Annotated in this window: 20 protein-coding genes; 2 read left to right on the top strand and 18 right to left on the bottom strand. The window is 59.4% G+C overall.

The window, feature by feature from the left end; genetic code table 11:
* Positions 1-3 precede the first annotated feature (3 nt).
* From dnaK to H6650_08230, 10 genes are all read right to left on the bottom strand, one after another.
* Complete coding sequence (gene dnaK, locus H6650_08275) at positions 4-1,893, bottom strand: molecular chaperone DnaK (protein MCB8951994.1); 1,890 nt, start codon at positions 1,891-1,893, stop codon at positions 4-6.
* Positions 1,894-1,986: 93 nt separating this feature from the next.
* A complete protein-coding gene (gene grpE, locus H6650_08270) occupies positions 1,987-2,535 on the bottom strand; it encodes a nucleotide exchange factor GrpE (GenBank protein MCB8951993.1) in 549 nt (182 codons plus the stop codon).
* Between the two features lie 347 nt (positions 2,536-2,882).
* A complete protein-coding gene (hrcA, locus tag H6650_08265) occupies positions 2,883-3,953 on the bottom strand; it encodes a heat-inducible transcription repressor HrcA (GenBank protein ID MCB8951992.1) in 1,071 nt (356 codons plus the stop codon).
* Between the two features lie 606 nt (positions 3,954-4,559).
* Complete coding sequence (locus H6650_08260) at positions 4,560-6,065, bottom strand: undecaprenyl-phosphate glucose phosphotransferase (GenBank protein ID MCB8951991.1); 1,506 nt, start codon at positions 6,063-6,065, stop codon at positions 4,560-4,562.
* Positions 6,066-6,082: 17 nt separating this feature from the next.
* Entirely contained in the window at positions 6,083-6,988 is a 906-nt protein-coding gene (locus H6650_08255) for a glycosyltransferase family 2 protein (GenBank protein ID MCB8951990.1), read from the bottom strand.
* 176 nt (positions 6,989-7,164) lie between these two features.
* Positions 7,165-7,629 (bottom strand): ClbS/DfsB family four-helix bundle protein, encoded by a 465-nt coding sequence (locus H6650_08250; protein MCB8951989.1) that lies wholly within the window; start codon positions 7,627-7,629, stop codon positions 7,165-7,167.
* A 19-nt stretch (positions 7,630-7,648) separates the two neighbouring features.
* Complete coding sequence (gene recN, locus H6650_08245; protein ID MCB8951988.1) at positions 7,649-9,394, bottom strand: DNA repair protein RecN; 1,746 nt, start codon at positions 9,392-9,394, stop codon at positions 7,649-7,651.
* 11 nt (positions 9,395-9,405) lie between these two features.
* Positions 9,406-10,317 (bottom strand): hypothetical protein, encoded by a 912-nt coding sequence (locus H6650_08240; protein ID MCB8951987.1) that lies wholly within the window; start codon positions 10,315-10,317, stop codon positions 9,406-9,408.
* A 37-nt stretch (positions 10,318-10,354) separates the two neighbouring features.
* Complete coding sequence (locus H6650_08235; protein ID MCB8951986.1) at positions 10,355-11,200, bottom strand: NAD(+)/NADH kinase; 846 nt, start codon at positions 11,198-11,200, stop codon at positions 10,355-10,357.
* A gap of 48 nt (positions 11,201-11,248) precedes the next feature.
* Entirely contained in the window at positions 11,249-12,538 is a 1,290-nt protein-coding gene (locus H6650_08230; protein MCB8951985.1) for a histidine--tRNA ligase, read from the bottom strand.
* Between the two features lie 200 nt (positions 12,539-12,738).
* Between H6650_08230 and H6650_08225 the strand changes: the two genes are divergently transcribed.
* Positions 12,739-13,329 carry an Ig-like domain-containing protein gene (locus H6650_08225; protein ID MCB8951984.1) on the top strand — a complete coding sequence of 197 codons (591 nt, stop codon included), beginning with the start codon at positions 12,739-12,741 and terminating at the stop codon, positions 13,327-13,329.
* 147 nt (positions 13,330-13,476) lie between these two features.
* Here the strand turns inward: H6650_08225 and cas4 are convergent, their stop codons facing one another.
* The 6 genes from cas4 to secD form a co-directional block, all read right to left on the bottom strand.
* Positions 13,477-14,019 (bottom strand): CRISPR-associated protein Cas4, encoded by a 543-nt coding sequence (gene cas4, locus H6650_08220; protein ID MCB8951983.1) that lies wholly within the window; start codon positions 14,017-14,019, stop codon positions 13,477-13,479.
* Between the two features lie 7 nt (positions 14,020-14,026).
* Positions 14,027-14,269 (bottom strand): hypothetical protein, encoded by a 243-nt coding sequence (locus tag H6650_08215; GenBank protein MCB8951982.1) that lies wholly within the window; start codon positions 14,267-14,269, stop codon positions 14,027-14,029.
* A 119-nt stretch (positions 14,270-14,388) separates the two neighbouring features.
* Complete coding sequence (locus H6650_08210; protein MCB8951981.1) at positions 14,389-15,357, bottom strand: alcohol dehydrogenase catalytic domain-containing protein; 969 nt, start codon at positions 15,355-15,357, stop codon at positions 14,389-14,391.
* Between the two features lie 39 nt (positions 15,358-15,396).
* Positions 15,397-16,890: a hypothetical protein gene (locus H6650_08205; GenBank protein MCB8951980.1), complete on the bottom strand. Its 1,494-nt coding sequence runs from the start codon at positions 16,888-16,890 to the stop codon at positions 15,397-15,399.
* A 222-nt stretch (positions 16,891-17,112) separates the two neighbouring features.
* Positions 17,113-18,051, bottom strand: a complete 939-nt coding sequence (gene secF, locus H6650_08200) for a protein translocase subunit SecF (protein MCB8951979.1) — start codon at positions 18,049-18,051, stop codon at positions 17,113-17,115.
* A 113-nt stretch (positions 18,052-18,164) separates the two neighbouring features.
* The gene (gene secD, locus H6650_08195; GenBank protein MCB8951978.1) at positions 18,165-19,502 is read right to left on the bottom strand and encodes a protein translocase subunit SecD; all 1,338 of its coding nucleotides are present in this window, start codon (positions 19,500-19,502) and stop codon (positions 18,165-18,167) included.
* Positions 19,503-20,144: 642 nt separating this feature from the next.
* Here secD and H6650_08190 point away from each other — a divergent pair.
* Positions 20,145-20,948 carry a S1 RNA-binding domain-containing protein gene (locus H6650_08190; GenBank protein ID MCB8951977.1) on the top strand — a complete coding sequence of 268 codons (804 nt, stop codon included), beginning with the start codon at positions 20,145-20,147 and terminating at the stop codon, positions 20,946-20,948.
* 145 nt (positions 20,949-21,093) lie between these two features.
* Here the strand turns inward: H6650_08190 and H6650_08185 are convergent, their stop codons facing one another.
* Both H6650_08185 and H6650_08180 read right to left on the bottom strand, forming a co-directional pair.
* Positions 21,094-22,356 (bottom strand): molybdopterin molybdotransferase MoeA, encoded by a 1,263-nt coding sequence (locus H6650_08185; GenBank protein ID MCB8951976.1) that lies wholly within the window; start codon positions 22,354-22,356, stop codon positions 21,094-21,096.
* Between the two features lie 161 nt (positions 22,357-22,517).
* Positions 22,518-25,943, bottom strand: a complete 3,426-nt coding sequence (locus tag H6650_08180) for a protein kinase (protein MCB8951975.1) — start codon at positions 25,941-25,943, stop codon at positions 22,518-22,520.
* Positions 25,944-26,016 lie beyond the last annotated feature (73 nt).

The following is a 26,016-nucleotide window of genomic DNA, read 5'->3' as shown; positions in this document are numbered from 1 at the left end:
GTATTAGCTGGTGAACTCGCCTTCGATCACGTCTTCGTCTTGCCCATCGGGGCCGGGCGCGCCGCCGGCGGCAGGATCGGGACCGCCTTGCTGTTGGTACATGCTCATGCCAATCTCTTGCAACACGCCTTGCAGCTTATCAACCTGGCTCTTCGTCGCTTCCACGCTGCCACTTTCCCGCGCCGATTTGACGGCATCCATGGCCGCGTTCAAGGACTCTTTCTGCGCCGCGCTGATCTTGTCCTCATTTTCCTTGATGAACCGCTCCGCGCTGTAGACGGCATTTTCGGCGAGGTTCATAGTTTCCACGGAAGCCTTCCGCTCGGCATCTTCCGAAGCATGGCGCTCGGCATCCTTCACCATGCGGTCGATCTCGCGCTCGTCCAGGCCGCTGGAAGGGAGAATCTGCATAGTTTGCTCTCGTCCGGTTGCTTTGTCGCGGGCGCTGACGTTGAGGATGCCATCGGCATTGATATCGAATGTGACTTCGATTTGGGGGACACCGCGCGGCGCGGGTGGAATGCCGTCTAAAATAAAGCGTCCCAGGCTCTTGTTATCGTGGGCCATGGGGCGTTCACCCTGGACAACATGGATTTCCACTTGCGTCTGGCTGTCAGCCGCGGTGGAGAATATCTGGCCCTTCTTGGTAGGAATGGTGGTGTTGCGTTCAATCAAAGGTGTGGCCACCGCACCGAGGGTTTCGATGCTCAAGGTGAGTGGCGTCACGTCCAGGAGGAGCACATCTTTAACTTCGCCGCCGAGGACACCAGCCTGGATAGCGGCGCCGACGCCGACGACTTCGTCGGGGTTGACGCCTTTGTGTGGTTCACGGCCAAAGAACTTACGCACGGCTTCTTGAATTGCCGGCATTCTCGTCATCCCCCCGACCAGCACAACATCCTGAATATCCGACGGCGATAGCCCGGCATCCGCCAGTGCGCGACGGCACGGTTCTATTGACCGCTGAACCAGGTCCTCGGTCAACTGCTCCAACTTCGCCCGCGTCAGCGTCAGGTTCAAATGTTTTGGCCCGCTGGCGTCCGCCGTAATGTAAGGCAAGTTCATCTCCGTCTGCATCGTTGTGGACAGTTCGATCTTCGCCTTTTCCGCTGCCTCACGCAGGCGCTGCAACGCCTGGCGATCCTGCCGCAGGTCGATGCCCTGGTCCATCTTGAACTGGTCCGCGGCCCAATCAATGATGCGCAGGTCGAAGTCATCACCGCCCAGGAACGTGTCGCCGTTGGTGGAACGCACCTCAAACACACCATCCCCCACTTCCAGGATGGAAATATCAAATGTGCCACCGCCGAGGTCATAGACGGCAATCGTCTGTTCCTTGCTGCTGCCCAGACCATATGCCAGGGCGGAAGCAGTTGGCTCGTTGACAATGCGCATCACTTCCAGGCCGGCGATACGACCCGCGTCTTTGGTTGCCTGTCGCTGGCTGTCGTTGAAATATGCCGGCACAGTAATCACGGCTTGCGTCACGGGCTGTCCCAAGAATGCCTCCGCATCCGCCTTGATTTTCTGCAGAATCATAGCCGACACTTCCGGCGGCGAATACTCTCGTTCATTCATTACCACGCGCACGTCCCCGTTGGCCGCTCGCCGCACCTCGTAGGGCACGTATTCCCGCGCCCGTTTCACTTCGGAATCGTCATATTTGCGTCCCATGAAACGTTTCACGGAAAAGATGGTGTTGTGCGGATTGACCACGGCCTGCCGCTTGGCAACCTGTCCGACCAGACGCTCGGCCGTCTTGGTGTTGACGGCTACGACGGAGGGGAAGAGGCGGCTGCCCTCGGCGCTGGGAATGACGGTTGGCTCGCCACCTTCCATCACAGCGGCCACAGAGTTCGTTGTTCCAAGGTCGATACCAATGATTTTGCCCATAATGTCTTATTTTCTCCGGAAAATAGTTGTAGTTGATCGTTCTCAGTCGGTGTGTGCCTGCGTGAACAGGGAAAAAGGTGCTTCCAACCCGGGCTAATTCGCCACGGCAACCATGGCCGGACGAATAACACGGTCGCCGTGTTTGTAGCCTGTTTGCAGTTCTTGCGCGACGATGCCGCTTTCATAGGTAGTGGAATTTACCTGCATGACGGCTTCGTGTAAATTAGGATCAAAGACCTGGCCAATGGCCTTGATGGGTTCAATGTTCATGCCTTCGAGGATACCATAGAGTTTGCGCTGCACGAGTTCGATGCCGGCATACCAGCTATCTTCAGCGATAGATGCCGGCACGGAAACCATGGCCCGGTCAAAATCGTCCAACACCGGCAGCAGTTTCTTGATCACATCCACCAGCGCATTGTTGTACGCATCCAATTGCTGCCTGTCCATTCGCTTGCGCGCGTTGGCGAACTCTGCCCGCACCCGCAGCCAGCTATCGCGGTACGTCGCCGCATCCGCCCGCGCCGCCGCAAGTTGCTCTTCGAGCGATGCCGGCATGGTTGTTTCGTCCTCAAAGGCGGTCGTTTCCGCCGTTCCATTTTGGTTCTCGTCTTTGGCAATGATAGTTTCTTCTTGTTCCATACGTATCCCTACTTATCGAAATCCTGAGCGGGCGAAACACCCGGTTTCTGCTATTTCCAAATCACACCCGAAGCCTAGAAACCGGGTGTTTTGGTTTCTGCTATTTCCAAATCACACCCGAAGCCTAGAAACCGGGTGTTTTGGTTTCTGCTATTTCCAAATCACACCCGAAGCCTAGAAACCGGGTGTTTTGGTTTCTGCTATTTCCAAATCACACCCGAAGCCTAGAAACCGGGTGTTTTGGTTTCTGCTATTTCCAAATCACACCCGAAACCTAGAAACCGGGTGTTTTGGTTTCTGCTATTTCCAAATCACACCCGAAGCCGGGAAACCGGGTGTTTATGATGCTACTCCGTTTCGACAACCGTCATCGGCAGGTTCCCCCCTTCCAGGCGGGGTTTCTCGATGTAATAGTCGTTTAGCAAGTTGCTCAACAGCCCGGCAACGTACCGCACCGCGGAAATGTTGCGGCTGTAGGACATGCGCGTCGGACCCAGCACGGCCAGTGCGCCGGTCATCTCGTCCGCGACGCCATAGTGGGACAAAATTATGGCGCAATCCTTTAGCTCTTCCCAACGTCCCTCGCCGCCAATCACCACCTGTACGCCGGATGTGCCCGGTTTGAGCGTTTCCGCCAGCAAGGAGGCCATAAAGGTGCGCTCTTCCAACACACGCACTGCCTGGCGCGTGCCGTCGTCCTCAAGGATATTCAACAGACCGTCACGATAAACATCTCTGATCTCGCGAGAATCAACCCGCCGCAAAATCGTCAATACCAGGCTGACAACATCTCGCTCCAGGGCATCATCAATGCTGGATTGGCGCGCGGCAATCTCATCGGAGGACATGCTTTCGAATAGCTGGTTGATGCGCGTCGCGGCCACGCTGAGCCGATTTTGTGAGAGCGGTTCGGCCAGGGTGAGCATTTCCTGCTTCACTTCGCCACCAAAAAGGACGAGGATCATCAAAACAAGTCGCCCTTTGGTGGAAATAAGCTGGATGTGCTTGAATCGATTCAAAACAGGGCGCGGGGAGGTGACGAAACTGGCTCCATGCGAGGTGCGGGCGAGGATGGCGGCAGCCAGGCGAATCCACTGCTCCAGGTCCAGGCGTGCCTGGTGAAACTGGTGGCGGATCATGGATTTCTCTAATGCCGGCAATTCAAACTCCCCCAACAGCCGCTGCACAAAATACCGATACCCCTTCTCCGTGGGAATGCGCCCCGCCGACGTGTGCAACTGCGAAACATAACCCAGGCTGTCCAGAACAGCCATCTCATTCCGTACCGTCGCCGCGCTTACATCCAGCCCATACACATCCACCAGCGTGCGCGAACCAACAGGCGCGCCCGTCTCAATGTACGTCCGCGTAATCAACGCCAGTATTTGTTGCTGCCGGTCCGTCAATGGTTGCGTCATAAGTGGTTATCCGCAAGCAAGGTAACTACTAACGCTCTCTGGAGATTGGCTGTTACCAAGCAAGAACCCTTCCAGCGCATCCGTCATTCTCAATCTGAAAAACGAATGCGCCCTCAGCGACAAGGAGGTTCATGGCAGCGGTCGATCCGCCAGATTTCTTCGAGAAATAGAATTGCCAGAAACCCTTTTTAGCACTCATCGTGCATGAGTGCTAAAAAAGCACGCATTATGTTATCATGCTCAAAAACATGCGTCAAATAAAAATCGTGTTAGATTGTGCCGGCAAAAGGAGTTTCCCACACAATGAGGCATATCACAAAGGATGAAAACATGCGCAGTGCCGGCCTCAGCCGACAATGCCGTAGACGCCGCCAATTGCCCCCGGCAGCACCGGCTATCTGGGAATTGAAGCCGAGACTTGAGCGTGGAGAGCAGCACAGGTGGTATTTCCGACCACCGTCACCTACCCACCAGGTAACGGCCCGAAAATAACTTCACACTTTTTACGAACGGCTACTGACAAGCTACCCATGATGGCCGCTATCCTTGATAGCGGCTGGTCGCACATTTCCGCTAACTTAATTGTGGACGGCCACTAACCACTTCTTATTCATCGTGATTCGGGGAAGTCAGTTCCACCAGATCGCCCGGCACGTCCTCCGGCGCTGGGCCAGGCTGCCCGCGGCGCAAAGGGCGCGTCAACAAGCGTAGCGTCGCCTTCAGCAAATTCCAGAACGTGCGCAGCATGATTTTCATATCCAACCAGACAGACCAGTTCTCGGTGTACCAGAGGTCATACTTCGTCCGTTCCAGAATGGACGTGTCGCCGCGCAGCCCGTTAACCTGCGCCCATCCCGTCATGCCCGCCTTTTCGCGGTGACGTTCCATGTAGCGTGGCACGCTACGGCGGAATTGCTCCACGTAATAGGGCTGCTCTGGGCGTGGTCCCACCAGGCTCATCTCCCCCAAGAAGACGTTCATCAGTTGCGGCAGTTCGTCAAGGTCCACGTTGCGTAGAAAAGTGCCCAGTTTCGTGCGTCGCGGATCATTCTCCGTGGTCCAACCCGGACCGTCTTTCTCCGCATCCAACCGCATGGAGCGAAACTTGATCATGGAAAACGGCTTGCCATCCAGCCCCATGCGGTCTTGCACAAAGAAAACGGGGCCGGGTGACTCCAACTTGATGGCAATGGCGACCAGCAGCATCAGTGGCGAGAGCAGCACCAGCCCCATTGCCGCTCCCACCAGATCAATCAGCCGCTTGAACACCATCAAGTAGCCCCGCATGGCGAAGTCACGGACGGACAGCAATGGTAAACCACCCAGGTCGTCAATGGACGCCTGCGATGTGACAAATTGAAAGATGTCTGGGAAAACCTTGATGGAGACGCGGCCTCGTTCACAGTAGGAAATCACACGCACGACTTCCCGATGCCCCTTCTCAGGAATGACGATCATGACTTCGTCTATCGCGTATTCCTCAATGATGGTGGGCAAATCCTCGGGCACGCCCAAAATGGGCACGCCCAATAGCGGGGGCGCGGCCCGGTCGCTGTTCACCAGTCCGATCAGTTCATACCCCAGGTTGGGCGCCCAAAGTATGCGCTGCAAAATGATGCGGGCTACGTCTCCTGTGCCCACGATGAGAAGCCGATCGCGTCCCCAACCACGTCGCTGCAAGACGTCACGAATCACCTGGTGCAGTGTGCGCCCCATCATCAGCAGCACGATGGTCGTCAGCCAGGCGTAGATGACCATCGCACGCGGATAGTCCACCTCGAAGCGCGTGTTCTTGAAGAGAAAGGAAACGGCGGCCACGGACATCATCGTGCCCACGGAGACGGCGGCGAATACGGCGTACAACTGATCAATGCGCGAAATCGCGCGCGGAATCACATATTGCCGATAGAAGAGGAGCGTCATGATGACACTGAAGATGTGGGTCAGCAGCACGGGAATGTAGCGCGTGAGGGGAACGGCATTGACCAACTCGGCGGGCCAGGGAATCCAGGCGCGAAGTTGGTAGGCGAGAATAAAGGCCAGCGCCGCCAGCACCGTGTCCAGTGCCAGGAGGGAGATGGCGTAGATAACGCGAATTCGTTGGGCAATCATGGTTCGTGAGTCAGCTTTCATTGGCTCGCTGTGAGGATGCCTGGCCCGGAGAACAGCGCCGGCCAGAGCTTAGGCCCAGCTTTGAGACCAATTCCGATCATAATGATCAGGTGCAGCCACCAGGAGGTTTGCTGGCGATAGTGCTTGTAGTAGAAGATGGGCATGGCGCGATAGAATTCGTATTGAGCCTTGCGCCGGTTTTGGCGGCTGGAGGCCCGTTTGACATGCAAAACGGTAACGGCGGGGTTATAGACGACACGCCAACCGGCATCTTTGATCCGCTTGGCCCAATCGAGGTCTTCGCCATACATCCAGAAGCGTTCGTCCAGGAGGCCAACCTGACGCACCGCGGTGCCGCGCAGCATCATGAACGCGCCAACGACGGCGTCCACGTCGGCTTGTTCGTGTTCGTCGAGAAAGGTCATGTTGTAGCGGCCAAAGCGCGGGGAGTGCGGAAAAAGGTGGCTGAGTCCGAGGAAACGGTAGATGGAGACGGCGGGAGAGGGAAACCCGCGGCGGCAGGCGAGATCGAGCTGGCCGTTGGGCAGGATCAGCCGCGGGCCAACGATGCCCACATCCGAGTTCTTGTCAAGGAAGTTGAGCATGTCGGCGAGGGCGTTGGGAGGGAGTTCGGTGTCGGGATTGAGAAGCAGGACGTAGCGGGGCGGTTGCTCGTTTTCAATCCCCAAGGCGCGTAATCCTTGATTGTTGCCGGCAGGATACCCGGCATTTTCCTCGTTCGCAACCACATGCACCTGCGGAAACGCCTGGCGCACCATCTCCACGCTATCATCTTGCGACGCATTATCCACCACCGCCACGGCAAACGTGAAATCACCGGCGCTGGCGAAAACGGTTTGCAAGCAGCGACGCAGCAGGGCGCTGACGTTGTAGTTAACGATAACAATAGCTAAGTCAAGCAACAGAGTGTCTCCAAAATGCCGGCATCCGATGGGTTGCGCTTTTCCAAATGCACTGCGCGGCGAGAATTCCTCCACGCGTAAACTTCACCTCTGAGGATTGGGTCTTTCCGTTTTGATTTTAACACAGCAAACAGGGGTATCAACTATGGAATGTAAATGAATGGGATGCGCCCAGCCTACAGCAGGTGGGCGCGTATCTCCTGCGCGTGCTGGCGATAATGTTCGTAGCTATTTTCGGCAACCACCTGCCACGGCTGCCAGGATGCCGGCATTTCCGCAAACCGTGTCGCGTCCATCAAATCATCATCCGTCACCGCTTCCAGCGCCGCCAACAACGCCGCATATGCGACTTCCGCTTCCATCAGGATTTCCGCCAGCGCCCGCCCCTGATTCTGCGCGTGAATGTGCGCGTTTCGCTGCGCGTGCGGCAGCGCCCACCAGGGCGAACCGCGCAGTGCCCGCTCTCGCAGAATACCTGTCGCCTCCCGTTCATACCAGGAAACGTGTGCGATCACATCCGCCACCGACCAGCCATCTGCGAGGACAGGCAGCCCCATGCGTGCCTCTCCCACTTCCGTCAGCAACCGATCCCAGGCCACTCGTTCCGCTTGCAATGTTTGCAGCAGCGATTCTTTCGTCATCTTTCCGCTCATGGTTCACCTAGTCGCCGGCATTCTCTTTAACCTCAGCTACCTGCCGCAGAATCGATTGCGCCCCATTTTGCGCGTCCCCCTCGCCCGTACCCAACATCGCCGCCAGCTCCGCAACGCGGCCGTTCACATCCAACGACCTCACCACCGTATGGGTGCGCCCTGCCTCCACCCGCTTGCCCACCTGGAAATGCGCATCCCCATACCCCGCCAACTGCGGCAAGTGCGTGACCACAATCACCTGATGCCCCCCCGCGTGCGCCAGACGCCACAGCTTCTGGCCTACCGTGTCTCCCACCCGCCCGCCGATGCCCTGATCGATCTCGTCAAAAATCAGTGTCGGCGTCGCGTCCACCTGCGCCAGCGCCGTTTTCAAGGCCAGCATCAGCCGCGCCGTTTCCCCGCCGCTGGCGACGCGCGCCATGGGCCGCAACGGCTCCCCCGGATTCGCGGAAATAAGAAACTCGCACTGGTCTATGCCACTCTGGTCAAAGGCTAAGCGCTCCTCCCCCACAAAGGCCCCCGTGGTGTCTGGCTGTCGCTGAAAATCAACAGCAAAGCGCGCGCCGGGCATACGCAGGGCTTCCAGTTCCTTTTCGATAGCCCCCGCCAACTCGTTAGCGGCCACCTGACGCTTCTGAGACAAAATGGCGGCGATCTGACCAATCTGCTTCAGGAGGCGATTTTCTTCCCGGCTCAGTTCGTGCGTGCGCTCCTCGCTATGCGAAATGTTTTCCAGTTCAGAGGAAAGGCGGTCACGGGTGGCTAAAATGCCGGCAACATCCGTCCCATACTTCCGCTTCAACCGATTGATCAACTCCAACCGCTCCTCCAAATACGCCAGCCGCTCCGGCTCGAACTCCAACGAATCCTGATAATGCCGCAACTCTCGTGACAGCTCCTCAAACTGAAAAACCACCCCCTGCAACTGCTCCAACCACGCTGCCTGCGGCGGATCCAATTCAACCAGATCGCTCACCGCCCGCTCAACCTGCCCCAACAAGTCCGATACGGATGGCGTCTCATCATCCACCCCATCCAACAGGAACACAGCCGTAGCCGCTTGCTTCATCAACTGCTCCGTGTTGGCTACCCGCGTCCGCTCTTCACGAAGCTGCTCCTCCTCCCCTACTTCCAACTTCGCCGCATCGATCTCCTGCACCTGAAACGTGAGGAAGTCAATCCGTTGCGCCGCATTGCGCGCGCTTTGCCGCAGGCCGTCCAACTCTCGCTGCACAGTCCGCAGTTGCCCCACCTGCCGCGCCACAGCCTCCCGCTCCTCATCCAACCGACCGTAGGAATCAAGAAGCGGCAAATGGGAACGCGGCTGCAGCAACGACAAGTGCTCCCCCTGCCCGTGAATATCCACAAGCAACTCCCCCACCTCCTTCAACGTGGACACGGTCACAGTGCGACCGTTTACGCGGCAAATGCTGCGCCCGTTGGCGCGCAATTCTCGCGCCAACAACAGGACGTCCTCCTCCTCCTCCGCCTCCAATCCTTGCTCCCCCAACAGCGGCCGCAGCGCATCCTGCGCCCGCGGCGTCAGCTCGAAAGCCGCTTCAATGATGGCGCGATCACATTCCGCGCGCACCATGCTGGAGTCCGCGCGACCACCCAGGATCAGGCTGAGGCTGTCCAGAATAATTGATTTGCCCGCGCCCGTTTCGCCCGTCAGCACGTTGAAACCAAAATCGAACTGCATCCGCAGTTCGTCAATGATGGCAAAATCGCGTATGTACAGTTCCGATAACATAACGGCAGTGACTACTTCAACTGGTAATAGGCGGAACTGGCCCCCAGGAAACCATAGATGCCAATGGACAGCCAGTTTCCGGTTAACAAAAGCACGACCAGGGCGCTCAAGACCACAGACCCGCCAACAAGATAGGGAATGTAGCGCCCGCGCCGCCGACCAATCGACAGAAATGTCAGGCGACCCACAATCGTGCCCAGGACCGGGCCAATGAAAATGAGCAAGAACCAGAAGGGAATAAAACTAACCAACACCGCCGCCAGGATTGCCAACGGCACACCCACCACAAAGGCAATGATGTAGTGAATGGCCTCAGCCGTGTAGAAGATGTCTTCTTGCTCGCGCACGCACGCCTTGCAGCGGTAGCCAACGGGTGTCCGGCGGGCGCACTGCGTACAAATGGGCTTGTTGCAGCGATTACATCGCAGACTCGTCACCCGTCCCGGATGATTGGCACAAACCAACGCTTCCGCCTGAGGGGGAGCCGGTTGGGCCTGGTTGGTCAGCACAGGATGCAGCGGCGCGGCATTTTCGGTAGAGACGGGCAGTTCGTCTTCCTTCTCTGGCGCAACGGAAACAGCGGCAGGCAAGCTCGTGGCTTCATCCAGATAGCGTCGGGTGACTTCTTCCGCATCAACCGCGGGCGCGTCGTCGCCATCATGGACGCGGGATTGACCCAGGCGGGCCAGCCACGCCCGCGCCGCTTCATTTTCCCTGTCCAGGACCAGCGCCTGGCGGTACGCCTGCTGCTGCTCCTCAGGATCCACAAGCACCATACCCAATCCCAACCAGGCTTCAGGTACGTCCGGGGCTTCGTCAATTATCTGGCGATACAACTGCTCCGCCGCCGCGCGTTTGTTTTGCGCCGCGACAGCATTCGCCTGTCGCAGCAGGGAGCGAATGCGGGGGTCGGAAATCTGCATGACCAATTACCTCACTCCGTCGCTGTACACCGTCGGTCTAATCCGTGGTACGCTGCACACCCAGACGGCGCATCAAACGACGATAAAAATAGCCAGAGCTACCCACGCGGGCAAACAAGGCGCGGTGGTCGTGCTTCTGCAATACCACCTTGTCCCCGCTGTGTAACTGGCTGGACTCCTGCCCGTCCGCCGTCACGGTGGCGTCATGATCCATTTCTACTTCTATGCAAATGACGGCCTGACGGTGTAGCACCAATGCCCGCCCCAAGCTGAGATGGGGCGCAACGGGAATAACAAGGAAATTTTCCAGTTCGGGTGGCAGCAGAGGGCCACCGGCGGCCATGGAATAAGCCGTGGAGCCGGTGGGCGTGGCAACAATCAAACCATCCGCCGTGTAGGTGGTCACGTGGTCATTATCCACAAACAGCTTCAAACGCACGATGCGCGCCTGAACACCTCGCCCGACTACCACATCGTTCAAGGCAACCATCGTCTCCTGCCGCGTTCCGGCATTGTAAAGATGGGCCTGTAACATGAGGCGACGTTCTAACCAATAGTCGCCTTGCAACACAGCGCTGAGCTTCTCCGGCCAGATGTCCAGTTCCGCCTCACTCAGGAAGCCAACGCGCCCCATATTGATACAAAAAATGGGGATGGCATGTGGCGCGGCGATACGGGCGGCGCGCAAGGTGGAGCCATCACCGCCGAGGACGACCATCAGGTCGGTTTCCGCCAGCGGGGTATCCGCGCCCAGATGGTCGGCGTTGGGACCGATCCAGTTGGCGATGCCTCGTGCTTGCAGCCAGCGACTCACCTGCGCGGAGACTTCAATGGTGGCTGCTTTCTCAGGGTGATAAAGGATGCCAATTTGGTTGATGTTCATATGAATGTGTCAGGCAGCCCTACATTCAGAGGCCCGCCGGGGAAATGGTCATTTCTTGCGCCCCAGGGCCAGACGCAACCAGTCCTCCAGGACCGAACCCGCCAGAGAGAGCGTGGTCTGTTCGCCGCCATCCAGGGGACGCACGACAACACTATTGGCCGCCAGTTCCGACTCGCCCAAAATGAGAACATAGCGGGCGTCGAGTTTGTTGGCCTCGCGCATCTGGCTTTTCATGCTGCGGCGAGCGTGGGCGAAGGCGACGCGCGCGGGGACGTGGGCGCGACGGAGACGAAACGCCAGCGCGACGGCGGCGCTCTTGGTTTCGCCGCCAAAGTGGGCAATGAATACGGGGATGGCGAAAGCCGGGGGAGGTTCTATGCCCCAGGCAGCCATCGTGAGTGCAATGCGGTCAATGCCGGCACCAAAGCCAACCCCCGGCGTATGCGGACCACCAATCGCCTCCGCCAATCCATCGTATCGCCCGCCGCCAAAAAGGGCTGCCTGGGCGCCAATCCCCTCCGCCCAAACTTCAAACACCGTCTTCACGTAATAGTCAATGCCCCGCACGAGGCGGAAATTGATGCTGTATGGCTGTTCGAGCTTATCCAGCAAGCGGCGTAGTTCGGCAAAATGGTCGGTGCAGTCGGCACAAAGTGAGTTGATGATGTGCGGTGCGTCGGCGAGAAGCGCATCCATGCCCGCTTCTTTGCTATCCAGGATGCGCAGCGGGTTGCGTCGCATTCGCTCCTGGTCAATAGGAGCGAGCTTTTCCATATGGTCGGTCAGATAGGCGCGTAGTTTTTCCACGTAAACGGGTTTGCAGATGGGGCAGCCGGTGCTGTTTAGCTGGAAAGTGAGACCGCGAAAGCCAATGCGCTGGAGCATGGTCATCGCCAGCATCATCACTTCCACGTCGGCGGCCGGGTCGGTTTCGCCCATGATTTCTACATCAAACTGGCTGTGCTGCCGAAAACGCCCGGCCTGGGGGCGTTCACGGCGGAAGATAGGGCCGAAGCTGAAAAGCTTCACCGGTTGCACCCAGTTCTGCATCCCGTTTTCAATGTAGGCGCGCACGAGACCGGCGGTGTACTCCGGTCGCAAGGTGATGCTTTCGCCATCCTCTTCTTCAATGGTGTACATTTCCTTGTTGACGAAGAAGTCGGACGCCGTACCCACGCCACGCACAAAAAGCTGGGTTGCTTCCAGAATGGGAACGTCGATCTGCTGAAAACCGAATTCCTGGGCGACCTCCGTACCGGTCTGAATGAGATAGCGCCAGTATCGCTGCGCGTCGGGCAGAATATCTTGCATACCTGCCAGTCGTTGTATTGACGTCAAAAGAACCTCCGTGTGTTTGTCGGCAGCGGGAAAAAACGGGGGCCGCGCCGCATGAGGGTAATTATAGCGAACGAATGGGAAAAAACCTTCCATGCCCGGCGAATTGCCCAATTGACCTGGCTTTGTGAAAACTGTTACAATACAGGGCGTCTGAAAAATTGCTTAAAACGGACGCCTGGGGTGAGAAGGAGGTGCATTTCATGGAATTTATCGCTTCCTTGCAGAACACACCGCTGCCCACTATTCTGGTAATTGGCGGCATCCTGCTACTGGTGCTGGCCGTGGCTTCAGAATTGGGCGGTAAGATTACGATTGCGCCGCAGCGACAAAAGTCCGCGCTGGTTTTGGGGCTGGGGCTGCTGGCCGTCGGCGTGGCGCTCTATTTTATCCCCCACGGCGAGAATGCCACAGGAAATCCCGGCGGTATGGACATCGTGCCAACGGACACGCCTGTGAACGCACCAACGCCATCCGCCCCGCGCGTTGTATCCACAACGCCGGGGAACGGGGCGACAGAAGTGCCCGCCAACCTGACGCAGATCGTGGTGACTTTTAGCGAGGATGTGCGCCAGGACAGTTGGTCATTTGTGACGGTTTCCGAGGTCGAAACGCCGGAGATCGTGGGCGATCCCCTGTTTACTGATGGGCGCACGTGCGTTTTACCGGTGCGGCTGGTGGCGGGGAGAACGTATGCGTTGGGCATCAACAGCGAGGTGCATCAGGGGTTTGTGAGCGCCGCGAACGGAAACGTGGTTGTTCCCTACACGCTCACCTTCAGCACGGCTCCCTGAGTGGACGTTCAATCTGACTGGTTAGCCCCAGGGGGACATGGGCCAACAAACCTTCCCAGAAACACGCTTTCAGACCTCAAGCATGTCATTATTCCCGTCATTTCGCATCAAAACAGGTTGCGGGAAGGTGGTCGTAATCAGGCACGTTCAATTCAGGCTTTGCTGGCACACGTCGCGGAAGCCACATTGCCGGCATTTTCGCGGATTCTGGTGGTCACGGTGTAGTTCGGATTCCATCAGCCCCTCGCGCATCTCCGCCAGCAAATCCAGAATCGTCTCCTCCAGTTCATAGGTGAAATCAATCGAAAAGGCGCGGTCACTATATTGCAGAATGCCATGCGTGGGGCGCACGCCGTAGGTGCGCTGCACCAACAGGCAGTAGGCGGCGAGCTGTAAGACATGGCCTTCATACGGCTGCGGTGGCGCGGTTTTCGATTTTACCTCGACGGGAATGACCAGCCCGTCCGCCTGCTGTACCAGATAATCAGGCTTGCCCACGAGTTTGAGGTCATGGGCCAGGAGCGGCTCATCTTGCGCGTACCAGGCTCCCGTATCGCTGTAGATGACACGGCCATCGGGCATGCCGGCATCTTCCCACAACCGCCGCCCACGCCACATCACCACTAACGCCAACAGCGCCAGCACCAAACCCAGCCCCAGCAACGCCACATTCGGTTCGCCCACACTCATCAATCAATCACCACCCACGCAGCAGGCCGAAGACCACCACCGCCGCCGCCAACGCCAGCAGCACATACGCCAGGCGTCGCAGGTACAACGAACGTCCCACCTCCGCGCCGTGGTCGTCATGAAAAGCCGTGCCGCGCGTTAGTTCGGTTGCGTTCTGGCTTTCCAGACCTGTCACGCGCCGATACCACCAGGCGCGGTGGCAGTAAACATAGTCCGCTATTTCGCTCACGCGAATCCATTTATCGCTCATACGTTCTAATTCTCGTGGAAGGAGGGGGTTTTGTCAAGAGAAATTTCACTCTCCGTTTGTCCAACGGGGACCAACGGAGCTTGTCGCTGGATTTGAGACACGCAAGGAGGGAAGGGCGCTTATGGGTAGAGCAGAATTTTGCGAACGCCCGGCCGGGCCGCGTGGGCGAAAGCTTGCAGGCCATCGGCGAGGGGATAGCGCCCGTCTACGAGGGGTTCGACCTGGATTTGCCCCTGCGAGAGGAGGCGCAACGCGGGGGCAAACGGACCGCAGCGAGAACCGATGACGGTGATTTCGGCGACGACGAGTTTGGTGAGATTGACGTTGGCTGTGCCGGCATAAGTGCTTTTCAACACCAACGTCCCCAACGGGCGCAGCATCCGCAGCGCAGCAGCCAACCCCTGATCATTGCCCGTTGCCTCCACCACCAGGTCAAAAGCGTCGTCGCCAACCTCGTGGACCGGCGCCGTTTCCATGCCCAACGAACGCGGCAAAACCAGCGAGGCCTCACTGCGTCCGACCACGGTTACGGCAAGTCCGGTGAGGGCCAGGACTTGACTAATGAGTAGCCCCAGGCGGCCCGGACCAACGACGGCGGCCACCCGGTGCGCGGTAGCGGAGCGGATAGTCACATCAAGCTGTTCGGTGATGCGCAGGGCGGCGGCCAGGGGTTCGGTGAAGACGGCCATATCGTCCGGCACGCTGTCCGGCACGGGAAGGAGATTGGTCAAAGGGAGGGTGATGTAGTCGGCGAAGACGCCATCTTTGCCGAGAATGCCCAGGACGCGGCGATTGGGGCAGTGTTCGGGACCGCTCTGGGTACAGACGGCGCAGGTCTGGCAGCCGAGGTTGATGCCGCCAACGGCGCGGCGACCAATCCAATCGGTGTCGGCGGCGGCTTCGACGATGCCCACGAATTCATGCCCGAGGATGCCGCGATGGGGATTATAGCCGCGCACGATCTCCAGATCGGTGCTGCAAATGCCGGCACAAAGCACCCGAATCAGGGCCTCATTTGGCTGCGGCCGTGGCATCGGACAATCCGTACGCAGTTCCAGTCCGTTGTCGCTCAGGTAGAGTGCTTTCATGACGGTGGCGCCGTATCCTCTGGCGGAAATATGGCAATGTTAGGGGGATAACGTGGGTGTGGGTAGTGGCACGGGAAGAAGATCATCCAACCACCGATCCCACAGGCGCAGTGCTCCTTGCAGTGCCGCCACTGCCGTCCCATTCCACCCCAGGCTGATCACGCCATAGTCCGTGCGTAGGGCTATCACGTTTTCCGTGGCGAATTGAAAAGGCTTCCCGACCACCGGAAGGGTCACAGGCACCACCGGCGCATTGGTGGGCATGAGAACGCCTGTCCGGGAAATAGCGGCAGTCAGCGTGATCACATCATCCGCCGCCAACGTTTTTACCATAATTTCGGCGGAAATGCCCCCAATTTCCACGGTTCCGTCTGGGAATAAAGTCACTGTGCCGGCATCCGCCCGTTGATAAAAAAGCAGAACCGGCGGCGCCAGGGGCAGCGGCGGCATAGGGGGAGCCGTCTCGTCCACCTGCCCGGCCAGCAGCATCTCCAGTTGCGCATAAAGGGGAAGCAGCACGGTGGGCAAGGCCTGCGCGGAACAGTTTACACGGATGGTGCGATTGTCGTCCGTGCCGGCAAAATACAGAAAATCGTCGGCGTAGTTGAGGCAAGAGTGACCATAGGTAGCCCGCAACGCAAGCTGCGCGGCATCCGCAAAGGCCGCCTGCTGCGCGTCGGTGGGCGGCTGGGGAGTCGGCACGTCCGCCGCCGTTGCCGGCCAATTCCAGATGACGCCATCTTCTAGCCAGGCGATGGTCTGCGCGGCCTTGAAGGCGGAGGCGCGGCGTCGCAGGCCAAAGCGGGTGGCGGGGGGGAAATGGGGGCCGAGGGCGACGGCAAGGTAGTTTTCGACGCTGCCGAGGAACACGGGATCGGTAAGCCAGCCTGTTTCCCGGCGCGCTTGCAGGGGTAGTTCGTAGGTGAGATGGACGCAGGTGGGGCAAGATGCCGGCATTTCCGCCAACACCAGACCGCCCAACGCCTCCTCAATCTCCAGCAACACCCCCACCTGATTCTGCTGCGTCACGGATTTGCCCGTCAGCTCATCCGTCATCACAATCTGGTTACCCACCGTGCCCCGCAGCGTGCGCGCCAACCCCAACGCGGGAATCTCGTAGCGCAGCATCACCCACGTCGTATCCAGCGGCAGAGGCGTGGCCGTAGGGCGCGTCGGCGTGGCCGTGGGCGCAGCCGGGGCGGTCGGCGAGGGGATGGCCGTAAAAGTGGGATAGAGGGTGGGCAGATCGCGCGGGGGCGCAGTGGAGGGCAGGACGGCGGCGGGCGCATCCGTAGGAACCACGGCGAGCGTGGCGGTGGCGCCCGTTTCCCCCGGCGCGCGCGCGCACGCCCAAAGTCCCATCAGAAGGCAAAGCAACCAAAGAATAGATGCCGGGGGATATCGCCGCTTCAAGGTTAGTTGGTGGTTGACAGTTGACCGTTGACGGTTAGTGGCGTTGCCCGTTTCCCATCCTTCCCAGAAGCCGTTTTGATGCTCAACTACGGGCAGGACAGGACGCTTTTGGCCCGTCATCGAGCTTCCGAGAAGGTAACTACTAACGCTCTTTGAAAATGGGTCCAATCTGGCTTAGGACTGACGATGAAATAAAGTGCGGAATTGCACCGTCAGTCCTTAGTAACCGCCCAAAAATAACTTCGCACTTTTTACGGACGGTTACTGACAAGCTGTCCGCACATTTCCGCCAATTCAATTGCGGACAGTCACTTAGCCGTTACCCGGAAAGGTCCAATATCGTTATCTCGCCGCGGCGGTCTTGAGGAAGGGGATCTCGCCCTTTTCCCAGCTTACCAGCAGCGGGATCGCCGTGAAGATGGAGCTGTACGTGCCGCTGAAAATACCAACGAACAAGACGCCGATGAAGGAGCGAATTGATTCGCCGCCGAAGAGCAGGATGGCAACAAGGACAAACATGGCGCTAAGCTGCGTGGCCAGGGAGCGGTGGATCGTCTCCAGGATGGAGCGATTGACGAGCATTTCGTAATCTTCAAGCGGGCGGCGGGACACGTTTTCGCGGATGCGGTCGAAGACGACAATCGTATCCTGCAAACTGAACCCGGCGACGGTGAGGACGGCGGTGAGGAAGAGCGCGTCTACTTCCCAACCGAAGAACATGCCGGCAATGGCAATGAAACCAAAGATCACCAGAATATCGTGCAGCATGGCCGCCACCGCGCACGCCCCATAGCGAAACGGGTTGGGCACCTGGCGAAAGGCAGCCATGATGTAGACGAGAATAATGACCGCGGCCACGCCGATGGCCACGACAGCGGCCTGGCGCACTTCGCCGCCTACGGCCGGGCTGACGCTTTGCACCAGCGTTTTTTGCGTATCCAGCGGCCCAATTTCATTCACCAGCGCATTCTCAATCGCCTGCGCCTGTTCGGGGTTAACGAATTCGGTGCGGATTTGCCACGCATTTTGCTCGCCAGTGCCCTCATAAGAAACAACGGAGGGATTATTAATGTCGAACTCGCTAAAAACCTGGCGAATGGCATTCTCCGTGGTCGGTTCCTCAAAGACGATCTCGAAGCGCGTGCCGCTGCGGAAATCAATACCAACATGAAACGGGCTGCCGGTGGTGATCGTGGAGACGATCATGGCAAGGATGCCCGCGCCAATGATAATGCCCGAAATCAGAAAATACGTTTTGCGACGCTGTACAATGGTAAACATAGGTCAATCCATCATCCTGCAAAGGGTACATCCGCTAATTGAGTTGGCATTGACGGATGCGTGAGATTGTTCCCAGACTGGACCAGTTTCTAAAACTGCCTTCGTCTTGATTCCTAGCTGAGGAGGAACGCTTTGTGTTTCGTGAGCCATTCCGCGGCGTTGCCAATGATCAGGCGCACAAAGGTGCGGGTCACGGTCACGGCGGTGAACATGCTGATAAGTACGCCAATCGCCAACGTGATGGCGAATCCTTGCACTGTGCTGGCGCCAAAGTTTCGTCCAAAGATGAAGAGGATAAAGCAAATGATCAGGGTGGCAATGTTTGAGTCGCGGATAGACGTCCAGGCGCGGGTGAAGCCATCGTGGATGGCCTCGTTGAGGCTGCCACCGCCACGCAGTTCTTCCTTCATGCGTTCAAACACGAGGATATTGGCGTCCACGGCCATCCCGGTGGAGAGAAGAAATCCGGTGATTGCCGGCAACGTTAACGTCACCCCAATCCATTTGAAGAAGGCGAAGTTCAGCAGCGCGTAAATCACCAGCGCTACATCCGCCAGCAAACCGGGCACGCGGTAATAGATGAGCATGAACAGTAACACGATCAACACGCCAATCGCGCCGGCGCGGATGCTGGCCTGCACCGACTGCGTGCCCAACGTCGCGCCGATCTGGCGTGTGGCTTCGATCCGCAGCGGCACGGGCAGGCTCCCATAACTTAATTGCAGGGCGAGTTGCTGCGCCTCTTCCAACGTAAACCGTCCCGTGATCTGGCCGCTATCGCTGAGAACGGCGTTTATCGTGGGGCTGGAAATGACGCGCTTGTCCAGAACGATGGTGAGAAATTTGCCCACGTTCGCCGATGTATGCTGCTGCATCAGGTCGGCCCCTTCTGGCGTCATTTCAAAGGCAACGTAATATTCGCCAAACGAACTCTGCCCCGCCGTGGCGGATTTGAGTTTGTCGCCGGTGAGGACGGTGGAAAAGGTCGGCGCGGGAGACTGCTCCGCTTCCGCTTCGGTGCGTCCATTTTCCAGTTCGCAGCGGGAAATGCCGGCATCGTGCGTCGTCCGAATACACAGCCCCTCAGGCAATCCTTGCGTGCCTGTGTCCACAAACTCCAGCAAGGCCGTGCCCTGGATCAAGGAAAAAGCCTGGTCCGGGTTATCCACTCCGGGAAGCTCGACCAGAATACGCCGGTCGCCCTCCAACTGCACCACCGGCTCAGATACGCCCAGGCCGTTGATACGTTGGCTGATAATGCTGCGCGCCGTATCCATCTGTTCGCGGGTCACGGCCTGGTCAGCAGGCACATCCGCTTCCAGCAGCACTTGCAGGCCGCCGCTGAGGTCAAGACCCTGGCGTATGGGGAAATTCTCGTTCATTGCCATCCAAATGGCGGCGGCAACGAGGCCAATAATCAGTACAAACCAAATCAAATCACGTCGGTACATAGGTTGTATCTCTGTAACGAAAAGTGGGTTCTGCGAGATTTCGCAAGAGAATGGACACGTTGCGTCAGACAAGTCCACAACCTGGCGCAATACAAGTGCCCCGCCCCAGGAAATTCAGGAGAGCCGAAACGGTTCAAACGTTGCTGCTTCGTCGGGCAAAGCGGAATGGATTATAGGAGGATCAGTAGAATGCGCAAGGGCTGGTTTCCGATTCGGGGCTTTGCCGGCAAAAACCCGCCTGGCTCCCGGCATTCTCTCTAATGAAGGCCGGCCATTTGGGCGTGCAAATGCCCTCGCCCCCATTCACCAACAGGCACACTCCCCAGAATCCCACGCAAATTAACCCAATACAGGTCATAATATGACTTCTGGACTGTTGACAGACCCCCTGCCCTTGCTATAATAACCGCTGTCAAGTAGCGTCTCGCAGTTGTTATCCCCCAGCAAGACAAGCCTCACGAACGTTTACCAAGTGAACCTTCTGCCGCCTATCTGGCAATTGTTATCGCGTTTGTCCGCACAAAACAATATGCCGGCAGTCGTATTGCCGTGCCCTCAGGCTGTCCGCGCCGGCGGGGGAACGCTGCTCTGCAATGGTGAGGGGCCACGAAGACTTATAACCCCTGTTAGGAGATTTTCGCAATGAGTGAAGAGATGATAACAAACGCCGCCGATGCCGTCGCAGACGCGGCCCCAGAAACCCTGAGCTTCGCCACTTTGAAGCCCAAAATGGAGCTTACGGGAACCGTCAAACGGTTAGAGCTGTACGGAGCCTTCATTGATGTGGGCGTGGGTGCGGATGCGCTCATCCATATCTCTCAGTTAGGCAAGGAACGGGTCAACCGCGTCGCCGACGTCCTGAACGTGGGTGACGAAATATCCGTGTGGGTAGACCGCATTGATCAGGAGCGGGGACAGTTCACCGTCACCATGATCGAGCCTATCGCCGTTGAGTGGAGCGATTTGGCGGAAGGTCAGACGTATACGGGTACGGTCACTCGCCTGGAGAATTTTGGCGCGTTTGTAGACATTGGCGCAGCCAAAGAAGGCCTGGTACACATCAGCGAACTGAGCCACAATTACGTCAACCATCCCAGCGAAGTGGTGAAGGTAGGCGATGAGGTTCAGGTGCAGGTGTTGGGCTTCAGCAAACGCAAACGCCGCATTGATTTGAGCATGAAGTCGCTGATGGAAGCGCCAGAGGCGGAAGCGCCACAGGCGGTCGTGGAGGAAGTCTATATGGACTTCGACGACGAGGAAGAAGAGTTGGAAGAGATGCCAACGGCGATGGAAATTGCTCTCCGTCGCGCTTTAGGGCAAGATGCCGGCACGGGTCGCGGATACAAACGCAGCGTTGAAAAAAGCCGCCGCCGCCGTGATCGCCTGCGCCGTCAACAAGAAGACTTGTTGAGCCGCACCCTGGCTTCACGCCAGAACATGGAGTAAGCCACGCGCCGCTCGTAACGTCTCCCTTGCCGGCAGCCGTCCCGTCGGCAGAGCATTGCGAAAATCTCCAGAAAAAGAGAAGAGGGTGAGCAGCCGATGATGTTGGCCGCTCACCCTCTTTTTTCGTCTGATTCCCCGAACGGCGCTAAAAAACAGTCTCCGGCCAATCCAGCATAATGGCCGACAGCCACTCCCCAGGCGCAACCTCCAGCACCCCTTCCGGCACAATCACCAACGCATTGGCCTTCACCAGCGACGTCATCATGTGCGACCCTTGTCCCCCGGTCGTCACCGCCTGATACACCTCCCCCTCCCGCGTCACCACAGCGCGCAAGTAGCTCTCCCGCCCGTCGGAACGCAGCGCCTCCCGCATCGTCACCCGCACCATCGGCGGCCGCAACTGCTGATGCCCGGCCATTTTCAGTATCGCGGGACGGGCAAAGCGGGCAAACGAAACCATCGCGGACACGGGATTACCGGGCAATCCCAGATAAGGCACACCCGCGTACTTGCCAAAAGCCAGTGGCTTTCCCGGCCGCATGCGCACGCGCCAGAAGCGCACATCCCCTTCCGCCGCCAGCACCGCCTTCACCACATCATACGCCCCCACGGAGACGCCCGCGGAACTGATAAACAAGTCCACGCCCGCGTCCAACCCTTCCCGCAGACGCGCACGCACCGCCGCTTCCGTGTCCCCGGCAATGCCCAGGGAAACAGGCTGCGCCCCCAACCGTAGCACCTGGGCCGCCTGTGTGTACCCGTTGCTATTGCGAATCTTGCCCGGCTGTAGCGGGGCGGTCACGTCAATCAGCTCATCCCCCGTAGCCAGGATGCCCACGCGAGGCGGACGAACCACGGCCACCCGATCGTAGCCGAGGGAGGCCATCACGCCGATCTCCTGCGGGCGAATCAACGCGCCGGCGCGGACCACAATCACGCCCGCCCGCACGTCTTCCCCGGCCTGACGCACGTAATCCCCCGCGCCCACGGATCGCTTGATGGCGATGGTGGCGGGCAAAGAACGCTCCGCGTCGCGCCACGGCTCGTCCGTGTCTTCGACAGGCACAACGGCGTCCGCGCCAGGCGGCAGGGGCGCTCCGGTCATGATGCGGGCGGCTGTGCCGGCATAAACCGCGGTGGCGGCAACCGTGCCGGCGGCAATGTCCGCAACGACCCGCAGCCGCGCCGGGCTGCCGCTGCCGGCAGCAGCCACGTCTGCCGCGCGCACGGCGTACCCATCCATGGCGGAGTTGGCAAACGGGGGCAAATTGTCCCGCGCTACCACATCTTCCGCCAGGACACAGCCTAATGCCGGCAGCAGCGGGCGCATCTCCACAGGCATCACGGATACGCCGGCCAACACCAGCGACAGCGCCTCCGCAACCGTCAAATACTCAGTCGTCGTCACCACGTTTCCTATCCCCCACCTTCCTGAAAGGTAACTACCAACGCTCTCTGGAGATTAGACCAATTATATTGTCACCTCTGGCTTGGCCGTTAGTTACCCTGAAAGCCAGATTTCCAACGGCACTCGTCTCGCAGCAGCTTCCCGGAAGAAAGGGCCAGACACTACGGCGTGACCGTGGGTATGATGATGAGGCCCGGATTGATCAGATTCAGGCCAGGAGTGGCCGTAGGGAACAAGATCAGGCCGGGATCAATCAGCGGGTTGATCAGGTTGGGATTGATGATGGGCGGCGGTGTTTGCAGGATGAAAATGCCCGGAATCGTCAGCGTGCCGATGGGGAAGATGACGTCCCCCTTGTTCAGACAAGGCGAGGGATCCGCCTGCCCGGACCGATGGCCGCACCACTCAAATGAGCCATTGTAGTTGCCATTAAACTGGCGGCCATTGGTAGCCAGGAAGAATTTGAGCGTGCCCGCGCCGCCGCGCGTCCACGTACCGCTGAGCGTGGTTCCGGAGACCGTTCCCGCGATGGCGCCATCACCATCCGCATACGTGCCCACAACCTCGCTGCCGGTCTGGATGACGGTCAGATCGCTGCAACTGCTGCCGCCGCAGTTCGTCGTCCAGGTGCCATACCAGCGGGAAACGCCGCAGGGAGACGGCTTCTCGTCGCCCGCCCGATAACCACACCAGGCAAAGGTGCGGTCCCAGTTGCCCTGCCAGGTTTGCCCGTCCTCGGCAATCCAGAAGTCAAATTCGCCGTCAACGCCGCCGAGCGACCATTGCCCGCTGACCAGGTTGCCTTCCACTACGCCGGTGAGCGTGCCCGCGCCATTGGCATACGACCCGGTGATGCTGTTGCCGTCCTGCTGCAAGGTGACTTGGGCGCAGGCAACAAAAGAACACTCCGACTCCCAAACGCCGCTCCAAACGCCGGGCACGGGCGTTTCCGTGGCCGTGGGCGGCGGGGAGGGCGTGGCCGTGGCTTCCGTCGTCAGGGTCGGCGTGAGCGTGGGCGGGGCCAGGGGATCGGGATCGAGGCCGTCGGGGACGCCGTCATTGTCTGTATCGGGATTGAGCGGAGATGTGCCTATTTCCACTTCCTGTCCGTCCACGAGGCCATCGCCGTCCGTGTCTTCTTTCTTGGGATCCGTTCCCTTTTGGCGCACTTCCACGTAATCGCTGAGGCCGTCGCCGTCCGTGTCCGCGTTGTTGGGGTCCGTGCCCGCCGCCTGTTCTTCCTGGTTGGCAAGGCCGTCGCCGTCGTTGTCGCCGGCGGCGACAGCGGTGAGGAAGTCCATGGTGGCCTGGGCGTCCAGCGTTTGCTGGGCGGCGGCGGCCTGGGCGGTCTGGGTGGCCTGGCTCGCGGCTGCCTGCGTGGCCTGGGCGTTTTCGGTGGCCTGGGCCGCGGCGACCAGGGCCACGGCTGTTTCCGTGGCGGCCTGCTGGTTTTGGCGGGTCGTGTTCAGCAGGTAAGCACCACCGAGGCAGATCAGGATGGCGAGAATGCCGGCAACGGACACCAACCACGGCGGAATCACGGGGGAAACGGCAAGCTGGCCCGACTGCCGCTGCACCTCGCCCGAAGGCGCTTGCGCCGACAGCGTAAACGGCTGCGTCTGCGTGCGTCCCAGCAGCGGGCGGCTGCGTGCCGACACCTTAACCATCAGGTTGTCCTGCTGGCCCGGGTTCAGCGTCAGCGGTTGCTCCGTGCCCTGGAAAAGCAGCGATTCCGCCGGGTCGGAGCCGGAGACCTGAAAGGACGCGCGCACGTTGCCCTGATTGTGAACACGCACGCGGCAGGTACTACCGTTTTTTAGCTGCGTTGGGCTGACTTCGAGGGTGGATTGCGTAAAGGGCTGGATGTTGACCTGGCCGCTGACGACGGCCTGTTCCCGCGGATTGGACGCGGAACGGACGGTGAGGCGATAGGCGTGCGCGCCGGCGGTAGCGTTGCTGTCGCGCGGCGGCTGAATGGTCAGCGGCAGCGCCCCCTGCGCGCCGGGCATCAGTTGCAGCGAGTCCTGGGGGATCGTGACCCAGGATTTGGGGATGCCGTCCAGGCCGAAGGTGAAATGGTCCACGGTGATGCCCTGGTTCAGCAGTTCCACCTGGATGTCGGCGCGCCCGCCGGCGGCGACGTCCACGTTGGTGGGCGTGACGGCGAGGCCGATCTGCCCGCCGGTGCTGTAGATTTGCGAGCTGCCGCCGCCAAAGCGCTGCGTGCGACCCAGGTTGGGGGAAACCGGGCCGGAGATTTGGGGAGCCATGAGACTGATGGGGCCGATGCCGGCATTTACCGCCCGCCGCCACTGCAAATGATAGGCGCCAATCCGCAACGTCTGCCCCGGCTGCCAGGGTTCCGGCACGTCCGGCAGCAAGCGGCTGCCATCGAGGAACGTGCCGTTGGTGCTGCCCAGGTCCACCACCTGCCAACCGGTATCGGTCCGTTCCAGGCGTGCATGGGTGCGCGAAATGCCCGTTGCCGGCAAAACGATGTCGCACGTCTCCACGCGCCCCAGGGTGATCACGTTTTTGTCCAGCGGGTGCGTGCGCGGGGTTTCGCCCTGGTGGGCCACGATGAGCTGGTCCTCAGATGCCGCGCCAATGTTCCCGCCCATGCGGCTGGGCATGGCCGGCGGTGTGGAGGAGACAAGCTGGGTCGCCAGGCTGATGACGGTTCCGGCGGGGGCAAACTGGGTAACTTCTTGGGGGGTGAGGCTGGCGGCTGCCTGGCGCAGGTCTTGGGCCAGGACGGCGGCGTCCTGGTAGCGGTTGGCGGGGTTTTTGGCCAGGGCTTTGGCCAGGATGGAGACAACAGATGCCGGCACGCCCTCACGGACGGATTGCGGCGGCGGCGGCGTTTCCTGCATATGCTTCATCACCGCTTCCGTCGGCGTCTTAATCTCAAATGGCAGCCTGCCCGTGGTCAATTGATACAGCATCACACCGAGAGAATAGATGTCCGAACGCCCATCCAGCGGCTTGCCCAACGCCTGCTCCGGCGACATATAGGCCATCGTGCCCATGAACGTGCCCGTGGCCGTTTCCACCACGCCCCCCTCCAGCAGCTTGGCCAGGCCGAAGTCCGTGACCACGGCACGCACAGGGGGTTCTCCGGCACGTTCCGGTTGTTCCAGCCGCAGCAGCAGCACGTTGTCCGGCTTGATGTCTCGATGAACAACGCCGCTACGATGGGCAAAAGCAAGCGCGTCGGCGATCTGGGCCAGGATGAGGAGCATTTCCCGCAGTTCCAGCACCTGGTTTTGCGCCTGCATCTGTTTGATGTAGCTCGCCAGGCTGCCGCCGGGAACGAAAGCCATCACCATGTAGAGCAGGCCTTGCGTTGTGCCAAAGTCGTAAATCTGCACAATGGAGGGGTGATTGAGGCGCGCGGCGGCCTGCGCTTCCTGCAAGAATCGCTGTTGAAAGGTGGGGTTGCGCGCCAACTGCTGGCTCATCACCTTCAGCGCCACCGCGCGATTCAGGTTGAGATCGTGGGCACGATAGACTGCGCCCATGCCGCCTTCGCCGAGTTTGGCGTCAACGCGGTACTGATCAATTCTCCTGCCGGTCAAATCCGTCATAGCACACCTTGTTTTGTTTCATTTGTAGCGCATTTGGCTCCGCGAATACGGCGCTGATTGTAATACAAATTGA

Source organism: Ardenticatenales bacterium, assembly GCA_020634515.1.
Lineage (GTDB): Bacteria > Chloroflexota > Anaerolineae > Promineifilales > Promineifilaceae > JAGVTM01.
The sequence above is the reverse complement of the archived record's forward strand: the minus strand, read 5'-3'. Positions and strand labels throughout refer to the sequence as shown.

What these genes read in the sequence shown, in the direction of transcription:
- dnaK (MCB8951994.1), bottom strand. Translation starts at nt 1,893, where the DNA reads ATGGGCAAAATCATTGGTATCGACCTTGGAACAACGAACTCTGTGGCC.
- grpE (MCB8951993.1), bottom strand. Translation starts at nt 2,535, where the DNA reads ATGGAACAAGAAGAAACTATCATTGCCAAAGACGAGAACCAAAATGGA.
- hrcA (MCB8951992.1), bottom strand. Translation starts at nt 3,953, where the DNA reads ATGACGCAACCATTGACGGACCGGCAGCAACAAATACTGGCGTTGATT.
- H6650_08260 (MCB8951991.1), bottom strand. Translation starts at nt 6,065, where the DNA reads ATGATTGCCCAACGAATTCGCGTTATCTACGCCATCTCCCTCCTGGCA.
- H6650_08250 (MCB8951989.1), bottom strand. Translation starts at nt 7,629, where the DNA reads ATGACGAAAGAATCGCTGCTGCAAACATTGCAAGCGGAACGAGTGGCC.
- recN (MCB8951988.1), bottom strand. Translation starts at nt 9,394, where the DNA reads ATGTTATCGGAACTGTACATACGCGATTTTGCCATCATTGACGAACTG.
- H6650_08240 (MCB8951987.1), bottom strand. Translation starts at nt 10,317, where the DNA reads ATGCAGATTTCCGACCCCCGCATTCGCTCCCTGCTGCGACAGGCGAAT.
- H6650_08235 (MCB8951986.1), bottom strand. Translation starts at nt 11,200, where the DNA reads ATGAACATCAACCAAATTGGCATCCTTTATCACCCTGAGAAAGCAGCC.
- H6650_08225 (MCB8951984.1), top strand. Translation starts at nt 12,739, where the DNA reads ATGGAATTTATCGCTTCCTTGCAGAACACACCGCTGCCCACTATTCTG.
- cas4 (MCB8951983.1), bottom strand. Translation starts at nt 14,019, where the DNA reads ATGAGTGTGGGCGAACCGAATGTGGCGTTGCTGGGGCTGGGTTTGGTG.
- H6650_08215 (MCB8951982.1), bottom strand. Translation starts at nt 14,269, where the DNA reads ATGAGCGATAAATGGATTCGCGTGAGCGAAATAGCGGACTATGTTTAC.
- H6650_08210 (MCB8951981.1), bottom strand. Translation starts at nt 15,357, where the DNA reads ATGAAAGCACTCTACCTGAGCGACAACGGACTGGAACTGCGTACGGAT.
- H6650_08205 (MCB8951980.1), bottom strand. Translation starts at nt 16,890, where the DNA reads ATGACGGGCCAAAAGCGTCCTGTCCTGCCCGTAGTTGAGCATCAAAAC.
- secF (MCB8951979.1), bottom strand. Translation starts at nt 18,051, where the DNA reads ATGTTTACCATTGTACAGCGTCGCAAAACGTATTTTCTGATTTCGGGC.
- secD (MCB8951978.1), bottom strand. Translation starts at nt 19,502, where the DNA reads ATGTACCGACGTGATTTGATTTGGTTTGTACTGATTATTGGCCTCGTT.
- H6650_08190 (MCB8951977.1), top strand. Translation starts at nt 20,145, where the DNA reads ATGAGTGAAGAGATGATAACAAACGCCGCCGATGCCGTCGCAGACGCG.
- H6650_08180 (MCB8951975.1), bottom strand. Translation starts at nt 25,943, where the DNA reads ATGACGGATTTGACCGGCAGGAGAATTGATCAGTACCGCGTTGACGCC.